Raw genomic sequence first — 13,890 nt, forward strand, 5'->3', positions numbered from 1 at the left:
TTATCTGATGGCGAACACGCCGCTTATGCCGAAGGCAACCGCCGTCTGGCTCGTGGACAATACCGCGCTGAGTTTCACTCAGATCGCCTCCTTCTGCAAACTGCACCCGCTTGAAGTGAAGGCAATTGCCGATGGCGAAGCCGCACAGGGGATCAAGGGCCTTGATCCGATCCTGACCGGCCAGCTCTCCCGTGAAGAAGTCGAAAAGGCTCAGAGAGATCCGAACTATCAGCTGAAGCTTCAGGGTTCGAAGGTGGTCGTGCCTGAATCCAAGCGCAAGGGACCGCGTTACACGCCGGTGTCCCGTCGTCAGGACCGTCCGAATGCGATCCTGTGGCTGGTGCGCAACCATCCGGAACTGAAGGATGCGCAGATCATGCGCCTTGTCGGCACCACCAAGCCGACCATTGCCGCAATCCGCGACCGGACCCACTGGAACTCTGCCAACCTGACGCCGTCCGACCCGGTTACCCTGGGCCTGTGCAGCCAGCTTGAACTGGACATGGAAGTCGAAAAGGCGGCGAAGAATGCTCCGCTGCCGATGGCGGGCGAAGTGAACGAGACCCTGATGTCCGTCGAAGACAGCACAAGCGAAGACGCTATCGCAGCTGCTTTCTCGCTCGATCCGTCCAAGCCGATCCAGCGCGAGGAAGAAGAGGAAATCGACGCCGATGCCGTGTTCGCCAAACTGAACTCGCTGAAGAGCGAAACTCAGGACGAAGACGAAGAAGACGACGAAAACCGCTGATCGCTTCCCGCTTTCTGCAAATTCTGGAACCGCCGGCTGAGTTCAACCGGCGGTTTTTGTTTGACCTTCCAGACGCATGTTTCCGGCTTGCCCGCCCAGGGTGTGGAATGGCTGAATTTTCGACATGAGCCGTACCCAGATCATATGAAAACGCGTTGCCACGTTGAGGATCACACAATAATCTCCCTGAAAAATTCGGGAGACGCTCATGACCTACAGACTTTTGAAACTTGCTTTTGGCCTGACCCTCGCCTTTGGCTCGTTCCAGGCTCACGCGGAAACGCGGATCACCTATAAATCCGCCAAGACCGGTTCCTCCTATTACCAGATGGGTGTCCAGATCGCGGAAGCCATCAAGGCCGGCAGCAATGGCGACATGATTGTCACCGTGGAAGAAAGTCAGGGCTCCGTTCAGAACGTGATGGAAGCCAAGGCGCGCGGTGGTGACTATGTGTTCACGACGCCGCCAGCGCTCGTTTCCCTTGCCCAGGGCGGCAAGGCCATGTTCGAAGGCAAGGGCGATCCGAAGTTCGATGAAATCCGTGCCCTGTTTCCGATCCCGTCGTTGACCATGCATTTCGTCATGTCGGCCGATAGCGGTGTTTCCGACTTTGCCGGCATGGAAGGCAAGACGATCCTTCTCGGCAAGGGCTCCTTCGGTGCGACGGAAGGCGAGAAATATCTGAAGATGTTCGGTCTCGAAGGCAAGGTGAACATCGCTGACGCGGAACTTTCCAATGCGGTTGCCGCGCTCAAGAACGGCCAGATCGATGGTTTCGTGACCGCCGGTTCCTGGCCCGCGCCGAATGTCATCGAGGCGGCTGCCTCCGCGGACGTGACGGTGCTTTCTCTCAGCGACGACCAGATTGCCGAAACCAAGCGTTCGAAACTGGTCATTCCGGCCGGGACCTATGCCGGTCAGGCCGAGGACATCGTCACCACCTCGCTGCCGGTCGTTGCCTATACGACCAGCGCCATGGACGACGACACAGCCTATACCCTGACCAAGACCTTCTGGGACGAAAAAGCCAAGATGGGCGAAGAAGCCCCGTGGTGGAACGGTGTCGACCAGGCACTGATGGCCAATATCACCGGCAAGATCCACCCGGGTGCCGCACGCTACTATCAGGAAGCCGGCATCGAATTGACCGACGCCCAGAAATAAATCACAAGACCGAACGCGGGGCGCCATGGCAGGATCTGCCGGAAAATGGCGCCCCGTATCGTTCGAGCAGACATAATGGTCCGGCGGAAATCGTCCAACGGGCCCTTCCAGGACTGTCCAAAAGCATCAGTTTCCTGCCTTGCGCGGGAGAGCGCTCTGACAGAATGAAACCGTGCAGCGGCATGTCGCCCCTTCGGCAGATAAGCTGCGCAACCAGATAGAAATACCAGCCCATGATCAGTGGTGACACCGCGACATCGCCCTTCCAGCGAATGGCCATGCTTCTTCTCGCAACGGCGCTTGTCGTATTTCATCTCGGGCTGATCTTCTCCGGTCTGGTGCCGAACCTCGTCAGCCGGCCGCTTCATCTTGCACTTGCCCTGCCATGGATCTTCATCTTTGCCAAAGGCGGTTTTCTCACGCGCGTGAGCGGTGCGGTCCTGTGTGCTGCAGGTGTGGCCGTCTGTCTGTGGATCGTGGCCAACCAGTCCGCGCTTTCGGACCAATACGGCTTTCTGGAAGGTGACTTCCAGTTCTGGATGGCCGGCACCCTGTTGCTGGTTGTGCTTGAGGGCGCGCGTCGCGCAATCGGCTGGCCGCTGCCGGTGGTGGCGGCGTTGGCACTGGCCTATGGCATGTTCGGTCAGCATATTCCGGGTGAATTCGGTCACTCCGGCACGCCGCTTGCGAGTTTTCTCGGCACGCTGACCATTGCTGAAGGCGGGGTCTGGGGAAGCCTGACCGGTGTCTCGGTGGGCGTGGTCGCCATTTTCGTGATTTTCGGCGCTGTTCTGAATGCCGGAGAAGCCGGACAAGGGTTCATGAACGTCGCCGCTGCGGCGGCAGGCCGGCTCAAGGGCGGGGCGGCCAAGGTGTCCGTGTTGTCTTCGGCGCTGTTCGGCTCCATTTCAGGCTCCGCGTCTGCCAATGTGGCTTCCACCGGTGCAATCACTCTTCCGGCCATGACTCGGCTCGGCTACCCGAAAAAACTGGCGGCAGCCGTCGAGGCAGTTGCGTCCTCCGGCGGCCAGATCATGCCGCCTTTGATGGGGGCAGGGGCCTTCGTCATGGTGGAGCTGACACGGGTGCCTTATACCCAGATCATGGCAGCGGCCTTGCTGCCGGCAATTCTTTATTTCTTCGCGGTCTGGGTGGGCATCAATGCCTATGCCAAGCGGTATGACCTTGCTGCCATCGACCAGGGCGATCAGCCGCAAATGCGCCAGGTGGCGATTACCTCAGCCTTCTTCCTGGTGCCGTTCTCCGTGCTGCTGTGGGGCATGTTCGTCGCGCGCTATACACCGCAATACGCCGCCTGCATTGCCATTCTGGCCGGGTTCGCGCTGCTATTCTTTAACGCCCAAGGCACCTTTGCACTCAAGGACATCCTGCTGCGGCTGGAAAGCGCGGCTTTGAACTCGGCCCGTCAGGTATCGGTCATCGCGGCGATCATCGTCTGTGCATCGATCATCATCGGCGTGCTGGCGATCACCGGGCTCGGCGTCAAGATCACGTCGCTCATTCTGTCCGGGTCGGGTGGATACCTGTGGCCGTCCTTGTTCCTGACCGCGCTTGCCTGTCTGATCCTCGGCATGGAAGTGCCGACGACCGCGGCCTATGTCATCTGTGTTTCCGTTGCTGGACCCGCCTTGATGCAGCAGGGGTTGGAACCCTTGCAGGCGCATCTTTTCGTCTTCTGGTTCGCGCTGCTGTCGACCATCACGCCGCCGGTCTGCGGAGCCGTCTTCATCGCCGCCGGGATGATTGGTGAAAACTGGCTGAAGGTCGCTCTTTCCGCCATGGCGCTCGGCATTGGCCTCTACATCATTCCTCTGGCCATGGTCGCCAATCCGGCGGTGCTGGAACTTGCGGCCCGCCCGCTGCCGGCGCTGCTTGCCGCTGCCAAGATCGGCCTCGGGCTGGGCCTTGTTTCCTACGGTGTCATAGGCTTCAGGAAGCCCTTGCAGAGGCTGGCCGCAAGCGGCGCAGGCCTTCTGATTATCTTTGTCGGGGGCAATCTGCTCTAGGCAGTCGCCCTAGGTGCCCTGGCCACAGCCTTCCGGCTTGAAAATCCGTTGTGTCGAAGCTGGGTGGCGCAGCAGGGCTGCTGCCGGCCGAATTGGGCGTTGCTGAAAATTGCCGCCGCAGTTGGGGCACGCGCCATTGAGGACATTTTGGGCGCAGTCCGAACAGAACGTACATTCGAAAGTGCAGATAAAGGCCTCTTCCGATTCCGGTGGAAGGTCCTTGTTGCAGCATTCACAATTGGGGCGCAGATCCAGCATGGCGGTCTCCGGTAAGGATGTGTGCCAAGGGTCATCCTTTGCGGTCGGTCAGGTCAAGCGGCAATCGCTAGCCCTTTTGAACGCGCTTTCCGAAATCGACGTTGCTGCTCTTCCCGAGGCCGTGTCTGAGGCACAGGTAGATGATGGCGAGGCTTGCCAGCAGCCAGAGTGCACCCCAGAAAATCGTGGGGCCGCCAAACTCTTCCGCCAGCATGTAGGCATCGGAACGGGCACCTGAGCGACGGATGGTGTCGTCGAAAATGTCGAAAGGTACGTAGAGGATGCTGGTCAGGCCGATGACGCGCAGGATCAGGTCGTTGACCGTGACACTGAGGAACCGGGCAGCCGCCAGCATGGCCACGCCGGTGCCGATGCAGAAGGCGAGGGCAAAGAGATCGCGGATATAGAGCAGCGCGACCAACAAGGTGAAGGCACCGAGCAGGCCCAGCACGATGCGGTCTGCATTTGTTTTCAGGGCAATCATCAAGAGTGCCATGCCGATGGCAAGTGAGCCGAGATACCCGGCCGTCAGCGTCAGGAACCGGCTGCCACCGCGTGTGATCGCATGGCCACCCTGCCAGGGCGAGAGAGAGATTTCCTCCACGGAACCACCGGTCAGGATGGCCGCCAGCGCGTGGGACAATTCATGCAGATAGACGATCAGGATCTTCAAGGGCACGACCAGGATGGTGTTCCAGAAGAGGAACATCACCGCGGTAATGAGGATGAGCTGCCAATGGCCTTTGAGGATCTGCATGAAGTTGAAAAGTCCGTCTGAGGGCGGAAAAGTCAAGCCGGCATGCCCGGTTCGCCCGACATCACGCGTCCATTCCTGAAGATCCGGTGAGCTGACGTAAGTCTCAGCGTTCCGTCAGTTTCAGTTCGATCCGGCGGTTCTTGGCCAGGGCGTCCGGTGTTTCACCTTCTTCCAGCGGCTGGAATTCGCCGAACCCGGCTGCGACAAGCCGCTTGGGGTCGACGCCGCGTTCGATCAGGTAGCGGACCACGGAAATGGCGCGGGCGGCGGAGAGTTCCCAGTTGTTGCGAAGGCGCCCCGTGCCCGACAGGGGTCGGGCGTCGGTGTGCCCGTCGACACGCAGCACCCAGTTGATCTCGTCCGGAATCTGACCGCTGAGTTCCTGGATGGCGTCTGCAAGCTTGTCGAGCTCCTGCCGGCCTTCCGGATTGATGTCTTCCTGACCGCTGTCGAACAGCACTTCGGACTGGAACACGAAACGGTCGCCAACGACGGAGATGTCGGAACGCTGGGACAGAATTTCGCGCAGGCGGCCGAAGAAGTCCGAGCGGTAGCGCGACAGTTCCTGCACGCGCTGAACCAGTGCGGCGTTCAGCCTCTTGCCGAGGCTGGCGATCTTGGCCTGGCTGTCGGCTTCCTTTGCCTCGGAAGCTTCAAGAGCAGCGTTAGCGGCAGCTATCTGGCGGCGAAGTGCCGCGATCTGCTGATTGAGCAGTTCCACCTGGGCAAGGGCGTCCTGGCTTATCTGACGTTCGTCGTCGAGCAGGTTTTCCAGCTGGGTGGCGCGTCCGCCAGCGGCATCGGCTGCACCGGAACTGTTTTCCAGAAGGCCAAGCAGGCGGGTCTGTTCGCTCTGTGCATCGGAAAGGCTGGCCTGCAGGCCGAGGATCGTGTCTTCCAACTCGCCGGAATTGGCGCGCTCCAGGGCGAGAAGCTCCGTCAGCTCGCTGATCTGGGCATTCAGCCGGTTCAGCACCGTGTCGCGGCCCGAAAGCTGCTGCGACAGGAAGAACTGGGCGATCATGAAGATGGACAGCAGGAAGATGATGACGAGCAGCAGTGTCGCCATGGCATCAACGAAACCGGGCCAGTAGTCGGTCGACTGGGCCCTTCGGCGAGCGCGCAATCCTGCCAGTCCGGCCATCGTCTACTCCTTCGCGCGGTCGAAAGCGGCGGCGATCGAGGACAGAAGCCCTTCGATGCGCTTTTGCTGTTCGCCCTGGGCCTCGGCCCAGTCGCGCATCATCTGCTGTTCGGAGCGAACGTGTTTGACGAGGCCCTGAATGCCTTCGGCCAGATTGGCCATGGCCTGGTTGGCATTCTTGCTGCCGCCTTCCTCAACGCTTTTCTGCAGGGCGGAGATAGAGGCTTGTATCTGTTCGACGCCGGGTGAGTCCGGGGCATTGAACAGGCTTTCTTCCGGATCGATGTCAGTGACCGTGGACAGCCAGTCTTCCAGCTCGTTGTAGAACCGGTTCTGGGCCTGTCCCGCCTGCAGATCCAGGAAGCCGAGCACAAGCGAGCCCGTCAGACCGAAGAGCGAGGACGAGAAGGCCGTGCCCATGCCGGACAGCGGCGCTTCCAGGCCTGCTTTCAGATCTTCGAAGATAACGTTGGCATCACCCGAACCGACGTCGAGCGACTGGATGGTCGCGCCGACCGAACTGACGGTCTGCAGCAGGCCCCAGAACGTGCCGAGCAGGCCGAGGAAAACCAGGAGGCCTGTGAGGTAGCGCGACATCTCGCGGCTTTCCTCAAGACGCATTCCGATGGAATCGAGGATCGAACGGGCGGTGGTTGGCGTCAGGGCCATGTCGCCGGACTTGTTGCCGAGCAGGGCAGCCATCGGCGCCAGCAGCACCGGCGAACGCGTGTCGAGGCCCGGGTCGCCGATCCGGAAACTGTTGACCCAGGAGATTTCCGGGAACAGTCGGATCACGCGGCCGAAGAGCAGCAGCACACCGAACACGCCGACAAGCACGATCAGGCCATTCAGACCCGGGTTGCTCATGAAGGCCGTCGAAATCTGCGGGAACAGGATGAAGGCGATGAAGGCAACGATCACCAGAAAGATGATCATGAAGGTCAGATAGGCCCGCGGACTGGACAGGCTATAAGGGTCAAATTCACGGGCCATATTGCGTTATCAATCACCTGAATTGGACGTAACTGATTGATAGCGTGATTTTTAACGGCTTGGAAACCTCGAATTGCCGAAGAGACCCGAATAAAGTCTGGAAAGCCCGAAAACCGCCGGGTTTATCCAAAGGCCTTCTTATGAAGAGACGGGCCGTGGGGCCCGTCTCCCGGGGTGGGCGGTTTGCGCCGCACCTCTTTCAGGTCAGCGTCATGCGCTTTCGAAGATGAAGGTGTTCGCGTCGCGGTGCTGCCTGGAAGCGCTGGGCGCAATCAGCCCTGAGCCGGGGTTGCCGCCTTTTTCAGGAGCTGCAGCAGGTATTTGTGGGCGTCTTCGTTGCCGACAACCACATCGCCGCTTTCCAGCATCTTGTTCTTGCCCTGAAGATCGCTGACGAAACCACCCGCTTCGCGCACCATCAGGAGGCCGGCCGCAATGTCCCAGCTGTTCAGGTTGCGCTCCCAGAAACCGTCGAGACGGCCGGACGCGGTCCAGGCAAGATCGAGGGCAGCTGCGCCGCAGCGGCGGATGCCAGCGACTTCCGGCATGATGTAGCGCAGCTCGCGCAGTGTCCGGCCATGGTCGCCCGACCCGATGAAGGGCAGGCCGGTGCCGAACACCATCTCATGCAATTCGGTGCGGCCGGCAACCCGCAGGCGACGGTCGTTCAGGAAGGCGCCGCGACCGCGTTCAGCGGTGTAGAGCTCATCCATCACCGGATTGTAGATGACCCCGGCCACGATCTCGCCAGCCCGCTCCAGTGCGATGGAGGTGGCGAAGATCGGAATGCCGTGCAGGAAGTTGGTGGTGCCGTCGAGCGGGTCGACATGCCAGCGATGCTGGCCGTCGGTTCCTTCAACTTCACCGCTTTCTTCCATGACCAGCCCGAAGGTCGGGCGGGCCTTGGTCAGTTCGGCGCGCACAATGTCCTCGGCGCGGCGGTCTGCAGCCGAGACGAAATCGCCGGGTCCCTTGCGGGACACCTGAAGGTTTTCAACTTCACCGAAATCGCGAACCAGAGAACGTCCGGCTTTCGTTGCGGCTTGAACCATCACGTTGAGGAGAGCTGTGCGGGCCATTGTTTGTCACTTGTTGTTGGGCGCCGCCCGGCAAAATCCGGGCGCGCCAATTTGAAGTCTTGCCGGGAGGAGATCAGTCCGCGCGGCGGACGTATTCCAGTGAACCGGTGTCGACGATGATCTTTTCGCCGGCGGTGATGAACGGAGGTACCATCACGCGGACGCCGTTTTCCATGAGCGCGGGCTTGTAGGACGAAGACTGGGTCTGGCCCTTCACCACCGCGTCGGCTTCCCGGATTTCCAGGGTCACGAACTGGGGCAGGGTGATGCCGATCGGGCGCTCTTCATGCAGTTCGACGGTCACCATCATGCCGTCCTGCAGGAAAGCGGCGCGGTCGCCAACGAAATCAGCCTGAAGTTCCAGCTGCTCGTAGGTTTCGGTGTCCATGAAAATCAGCATGTCTTCCTGGGTGAAGAGATACTGGAAGTCTTTTTGCTCCAGACGGACGCGCTCGACCTTGTCTTCGGAGCGGAAACGCTCGTTGAGCTTGCGGCCATCGAGCAGGTTTTTCATTTCAACCTGTGCGAAGGCACCGCCTTTGCCTGGCTTGACGTGTTGGACTTTGACAACCGCCCAAAGCGTGTCCTGGTGCTGAAGCACGTTACCGGGCTTTATTTCGTTTCCGTTGATTTTCATGGAACGACCGACTGTTTGATTTGTTTGGATCTTAGGGTCTGTTGACCATTAGAAATCCGCCGCGTCCGGTGGAAACTCCACCCAAACCACGACAAAACTCCAAAACTCAACAGAACCTTTAGCAGGGCGAGACCGGCGGGCCGCCGATGCGCCTGAAATTTGCTCGCGCCTGTCCACCACAAAAGCCGGTGGAGTTCAAGGAAAAAAGGCAAACATCCTTACGATTCCGCGCTTCCTCGCAAGGTTTACGGAGATTCCTTGCCGGGCTCCTCCGACGGGGCCATCAATGTGGCCGAATATTGTTCGGCCAGCTTGCGCGCTTCATCCATAGTGGTTTCGTCCAGACTTTCGATAATCCGGTCGAGCGAGAAATCGGAAACACCCAAGGTGCGGGCAATCAGGTGCCAGCCCGCTGCGGCGGCAAAATCCTGTTCCCGACCACGGCCGTAGGCATAGGTCCGCGCCAGCCGGTTCATCGCAACCGGATTGCCGGACGTGGCGGCCCGTTCGAACCAGTCGGCGGCTTCCGTCTCGTTCGGATCGACGCCCTTACCCTGGAACCGCAGAATGCCGTAGTAAACCTGCGCGGAGGTGTGTCCGCGGCGGGCTGCACGGCCAAGCCAGAACGCACCCAGGCCGGGGTCGTTCAGCCCGGTCTGGGCTTCCAGATAGGAGAGGCCGAGCGCGTATTGCGCTTCCGGATCGTTTAGCTGGGCGGCTTCTTCCAGCAGTTCTCGCGATTTCTTCTCGTCGAAGGGGCGGCCTTCGCCTTCCTCGTAGAGCAGGGCGAGATTGTAGAGCGCAGACGCATTGCCCGCGTTGGCAGCCTCTTCGAACAGGTCCGCTGCCTTCTTCTTGTCGACTTCGACACCGGTGCCGAGCAGATAGAGCTGGGCCAGCTGCATGGCAGAGCCGGTATCACCCTTGGCAGCGGCCAGGCCGTACCAGTCGGCAGCCTTGGCCTTGTCCTGATGAATACCGAGCCCGGCCTCGTGCAGCACGCCTAGCAGGGCCTGGGCGGCCTTGTCGCCCTGTTCCGCCAACGGGGTCGCAAGACCGAGCGCGGTCAGGAACCAGCCGCGTTGAAAAGCGGTGTACGCGGTATCAGCGTTGGCGACTTCGCCTTCTTCCAGTTTCGGTGGACCCGCGTCGACAATGCTCAGCAGTGTCTTGTCCTTGGTCGTGACGTCGATCAGCACCGGTAACGGTTTGCCATCCGGGCCTACTGGTACGTCCGGCACTGGCGCCGCGTCACCGGCCTCTGTTGTTTCGCTGGTGCCGGTGTTGTCCTGGGCAATGGCCGGAGAAAACGACACGGATGACAGCATTCCAGCTGCCAGCAACCCTGCCGCAAGCAGAAAGGGGGCGTGAAGTTTCCGGCGTAGGCTCGTTTCAGGTGTCGGCATGCATCCAGCTCTCGCTATTCGACTTCAGGAAAGGGATGGGCGTCCAGAATACGATTGGCTTCGGCAATCACGGATGAAATATCCGTGTCCGGTTGCCAGGCAGCATCCTTGAGGGCAACAAAATCTGCTCCGGTCGCGGCAACGTCTCCCAGAGTTTCAAGCGTGTTGCCGGCAAGTGCGACGCAGGGTGTTTCGAACAGTTCTGCCCACCAGGAGGCGCTGGACAGGGTTCTGTCATGGGCCTCGGCTTTTTCAGGCAGGTCCAGCTTGCCGAAGAAGATGTAGTCGACCCCGGTTTCGGCCCATTCCATGGAATCATGCTTCAGCTTGGTGCCGCCGGTGCCGACGATACGATCGGGCTTGAAGCTTTCCACGGCCAGCTTCAGGTCTTCCAGCGAGGTGTCGACGTGGACGCCGTCGGCGCCGCTGCGGCCGGCTGCCTGGGTATCGCGATAGACGATGGCTGCCGCACCACCTTCCTGGATGATCGGAACAAGTTCGCTGGCAGCGGCTTGCAGATCCTTGGTGCTGGCGCCAGGGCGGTAGATCATCACGCAAGCGATGTCACCACCGGTGAAGGCCTGTTTGAGCTTTGCCGCCATGTCGGCGGTGTCAAATTCCGGCGGCGTCACGAGAAAGAGGCGGGGACGGTTCACTTGTGCGGTCCTGATTGATGTCTGATCGGGATTTTGTCCCTAAAGACGGCGAAAGAGGGACGCAAGGCCCCTCTTTCAATAAAGTGAAAGAATTTCTCTGCCGGTCCGGCCGAAAATCAGGCGATCTTCGGATCCAGTTCGCCAGACTGATAGCGTTTCGCCATGTCGGCAAGCGTAACGATCTTCTTGATCTTGGACGCCTGGCCGGCCGTGTTGAAGGCTTCCAGACGCTCGATGCACAGCTTCTGCATGGCATCGCGGGCAGGCTTCAGATATTTGCGCGGATCGAACTCGCCCGGGTTCTCGCTCAGGATCTTGCGGATCTGACCGGTCATCGCCATGCGGTTGTCGGTGTCGATGTTGACCTTGCGCACACCGTTCTTGATGCCGCGCTGGATTTCTTCCACCGGTACACCCCAGGTCTGCGGCATCTGGCCACCATACTGGTTGATGATGTCCTGCAGGTCCTGCGGCACGGAAGACGACCCATGCATGACAAGGTGGGTTTCCGGCAGGCGGCGGTGAATTTCCTCGATCACATGCATGGCAAGGATTTCGCCGTCCGGCTTGCGGGTGAACTTGTAGGCGCCGTGGCTGGTGCCCATGGCGATGGCAAGAGCGTCGACCTTGGTTTCCTGCACGAACTTGACGGCTTCTTCCGGGTCGGTCAGCAGCTGGTCATGGCTGAGCTTGCCTTCCGCGCCGTGGCCGTCTTCCTTGTCGCCCATGCCGGTTTCAAGAGACCCCAGAACACCGAGTTCGCCCTCAACGGAGATGCCGCCCAGATGGGACATGTCGGTCACTGTCTTGGTGACGCCGACGTTGTAGTCCCAGTTTGCCGGGGTCTTGCCGTCGGCTTCAAGGGAACCGTCCATCATCACAGAGGTGAAGCCGGCCTGGATGGCCGTCATGCAGGTTTGCGGAGCATTGCCGTGGTCCAGATGCACGCAGACCGGAATATGCGGATAGATTTCCACGACGGCGTCCATCATGTGCTTCAGCATCACGTCGTGGGCATAGGACCTGGCACCGCGGGAAGCCTGGATGATAACCGGGGCGTCGGTCTGGTCCGCCGCAGCCATGATCGCCAGTGCCTGCTCCATGTTGTTGATATTGAACGCCGGAACGCCGTAGTCGTGTTCAGCAGCATGATCAAGAAGCTGGCGGAGGGTGATACGTGCCATCAAAAATCTCCAGAGGGTCCGGTTCCAATGAGCCGACAAGGTTCGCGAAAAATCACGACACCTATTTTGCGGTGCGTCAAGTCCCGCTGGTTCTAACAATATTTGTGGCCATTTAAAGAGGGCCAGCTTCGCTTAAATCAATTAAAATACAAGGGTCTGCCGGAAATCGTGTTGGCAGATTTAATTTGCGGATCGAATTAAATTGAGGTGGTCAGCACCACCGCTCGGCGAGTTTTAAACCGGCGAACTGATATCGACAAATGTTCCGGCCGGATCTCTGACAATCATCCTCATCTGGCCATAGGGCATTTCGCGAGGTGCCTCGACCACGTTCACACCGAGTGTCAGGGCACGCTCGTATACCGTTGAACAGTCGTCGACGACAAAGGTCAGGATCACTCCTGCGGTGGCGCGCTGGGCACGTGCCGGGACAATCTCGCTGGTCTGATTCAGGATGCCCAGCTCGAGGGCCGGGTTATCGGCATCGGCAAGGTTTACAAACCAGTCGGACACGAATTGCGGCTGCAGGCCCAGGAGGTCCTGATAGAAGGCCGCCGTTGCGGCGACCTCCTCGGTCAGGATGTTGGTGAAACAGCGTTGCATGACAGATTTCACCCCGCTTCGATGTCAGGCTTCGAGTGCCTTCACCCCCGGCAGTTCCTTGCCTTCCAGCCATTCCAGGAAGGCGCCGCCGGCTGTGGAGACATAGGAGAAATCGTCAGCCGCTCCCGCGTGGTTGAGCGCTGCGACGGTGTCGCCGCCACCGGCTACGGAATTCAGCTTGCCCGCCTTGGTGTTGGCAGCGGCATGCTTGGCAGCCGCAACGGTTGCGGTGTCGAACGGGGCGATCTCGAACGCGCCCAGGGGGCCATTCCAGACCAGGGTCTTGGCGGCGTCGATCTTGGTTTTCACCGTTTCGATGGATGCTGCGCCGACATCGAGGATCATGCTGTCTGCCGGGATGGCGTCGAGCGAAACAGTTTCGTTGTCCGCGCCGGCCTTGAATTCCCTGGCAACAACGGCATCGGCAGGCAAGACGATCTCACAACCGGCCTTGTCGGCTGCGGTCATGATGCGTTTTGCGGTTTCGGCCAGATCATGCTCGCACAGCGACTTGCCGACGTCCGTGCCTTGTGCGGCCAGGAAGGTGTTGGCCATGCCGCCGCCGATAACCAGCATGTCGACCTTGGCGACAAGGTTTTCCAGCAGATCGATCTTGGAAGAAACCTTCGCACCGCCGACAACGGCGAGAACCGGACGAACAGGATTGCCGAGCGCGGAGCCCAGGGCTTCCAGTTCCGCCTGCATGGTGCGGCCGGCATAGGCTGGCAGAAGCCGGGCAATGCCCTCGGTGGAACCGTGGGCCCTGTGTGCCGCCGAAAAGGCGTCGTTGACATAGATGTCGCCGTTGGCGGCCAGAGCCTTGGCGAAGTCCGGGTCGTTCTTTTCTTCACCGGCATGGAAGCGGGTGTTTTCCAGCAGCAGGACATCGCCATCGACCATCACGTCGACAGCATCCTTTGCCGCCTGGCCGATGCAGTCGTCTGCAAAGACAACGGGTCTGCCAAGCAGGCCGGCAACCGCCAGGGCGACCGGGCCGAGCGACATGCCGGCAACGCGCGCGCCTTTCGGGCGGCCGAAATGGGCGAGCAGGATGACCTTTGCCTTCTTGTCGGACAATTCCCGGATGGTCGGCAGGACCCGCTCGATACGGGTGGTATCTGAAACCTTGCCGCCGTCCATCGGCACGTTGAGGTCGACGCGGACCAGAACGCGTTTGCCTGCAATGTCAGTCAGATCATCGAGAGTTTTGAAAGCCATTGATTTACCTGTTGG

At 60.2% G+C, this 13,890-nt stretch carries 14 protein-coding genes; 3 read left to right on the top strand and 11 right to left on the bottom strand.

The window, feature by feature from the left end; all coding sequences use genetic code 11:
* The first annotated feature begins 7 nt into the window (after positions 1–7).
* The 3 genes from FIU93_RS10215 to FIU93_RS10225 all read left to right on the top strand — a co-directional run bounded on the left by FIU93_RS10215 (position 8) and on the right by FIU93_RS10225 (position 3,940).
* Positions 8–748: a cell cycle transcriptional regulator TrcR gene (locus FIU93_RS10215; RefSeq protein ID WP_055661191.1), complete on the top strand. Its 741-nt coding sequence runs from the start codon at positions 8–10 to the stop codon at positions 746–748.
* A 208-nt stretch (positions 749–956) separates the two neighbouring features.
* On the top strand, positions 957–1,913 hold the full coding sequence (locus FIU93_RS10220; RefSeq protein WP_152505516.1) for a TAXI family TRAP transporter solute-binding subunit: 957 nt from the start codon (positions 957–959) through the stop codon (positions 1,911–1,913).
* Between the two features lie 233 nt (positions 1,914–2,146).
* The gene (locus FIU93_RS10225) at positions 2,147–3,940 is read left to right on the top strand and encodes a TRAP transporter fused permease subunit (protein ID WP_031285013.1); all 1,794 of its coding nucleotides are present in this window, start codon (positions 2,147–2,149) and stop codon (positions 3,938–3,940) included.
* A gap of 9 nt (positions 3,941–3,949) precedes the next feature.
* Here the strand turns inward: FIU93_RS10225 and FIU93_RS10230 are convergent, their stop codons facing one another.
* The 11 genes from FIU93_RS10230 to FIU93_RS10280 form a co-directional block, all read right to left on the bottom strand.
* Positions 3,950–4,198, bottom strand: coding sequence for a DUF1272 domain-containing protein (locus tag FIU93_RS10230; protein ID WP_152505517.1), 249 nt, complete (start codon positions 4,196–4,198; stop codon positions 3,950–3,952).
* A gap of 67 nt (positions 4,199–4,265) precedes the next feature.
* Positions 4,266–4,955: a M50 family metallopeptidase gene (locus FIU93_RS10235; RefSeq protein ID WP_152505518.1), complete on the bottom strand. Its 690-nt coding sequence runs from the start codon at positions 4,953–4,955 to the stop codon at positions 4,266–4,268.
* A gap of 103 nt (positions 4,956–5,058) precedes the next feature.
* Positions 5,059–6,099, bottom strand: coding sequence for a peptidoglycan -binding protein (locus FIU93_RS10240; RefSeq protein ID WP_023003479.1), 1,041 nt, complete (start codon positions 6,097–6,099; stop codon positions 5,059–5,061).
* A 3-nt stretch (positions 6,100–6,102) separates the two neighbouring features.
* Positions 6,103–7,092, bottom strand: a complete 990-nt coding sequence (locus FIU93_RS10245; protein WP_023003478.1) for a flagellar motor protein MotA — start codon at positions 7,090–7,092, stop codon at positions 6,103–6,105.
* Between the two features lie 272 nt (positions 7,093–7,364).
* Positions 7,365–8,171 carry an inositol monophosphatase family protein gene (locus tag FIU93_RS10250; RefSeq protein WP_152505519.1) on the bottom strand — a complete coding sequence of 269 codons (807 nt, stop codon included), beginning with the start codon at positions 8,169–8,171 and terminating at the stop codon, positions 7,365–7,367.
* Positions 8,172–8,244: 73 nt separating this feature from the next.
* Entirely contained in the window at positions 8,245–8,808 is a 564-nt protein-coding gene (gene efp, locus FIU93_RS10255; RefSeq protein WP_006932138.1) for an elongation factor P, read from the bottom strand.
* Positions 8,809–9,053: 245 nt separating this feature from the next.
* A complete protein-coding gene (locus FIU93_RS10260) occupies positions 9,054–10,214 on the bottom strand; it encodes a tetratricopeptide repeat protein (protein ID WP_152505520.1) in 1,161 nt (386 codons plus the stop codon).
* Between the two features lie 14 nt (positions 10,215–10,228).
* The gene (locus FIU93_RS10265) at positions 10,229–10,870 is read right to left on the bottom strand and encodes a thiamine phosphate synthase (protein ID WP_062487041.1); all 642 of its coding nucleotides are present in this window, start codon (positions 10,868–10,870) and stop codon (positions 10,229–10,231) included.
* A 116-nt stretch (positions 10,871–10,986) separates the two neighbouring features.
* A complete protein-coding gene (fba, locus tag FIU93_RS10270; protein ID WP_023003474.1) occupies positions 10,987–12,054 on the bottom strand; it encodes a class II fructose-bisphosphate aldolase in 1,068 nt (355 codons plus the stop codon).
* A 234-nt stretch (positions 12,055–12,288) separates the two neighbouring features.
* Positions 12,289–12,657, bottom strand: coding sequence for a VOC family protein (locus tag FIU93_RS10275; protein WP_152505521.1), 369 nt, complete (start codon positions 12,655–12,657; stop codon positions 12,289–12,291).
* A gap of 24 nt (positions 12,658–12,681) precedes the next feature.
* Positions 12,682–13,875, bottom strand: coding sequence for a phosphoglycerate kinase (locus FIU93_RS10280; RefSeq protein WP_152505522.1), 1,194 nt, complete (start codon positions 13,873–13,875; stop codon positions 12,682–12,684).
* Positions 13,876–13,890 lie beyond the last annotated feature (15 nt).

The organism is Labrenzia sp. THAF35 (assembly GCF_009363595.1).
Lineage (GTDB): Bacteria > Pseudomonadota > Alphaproteobacteria > Rhizobiales > Stappiaceae > Roseibium > Roseibium algicola.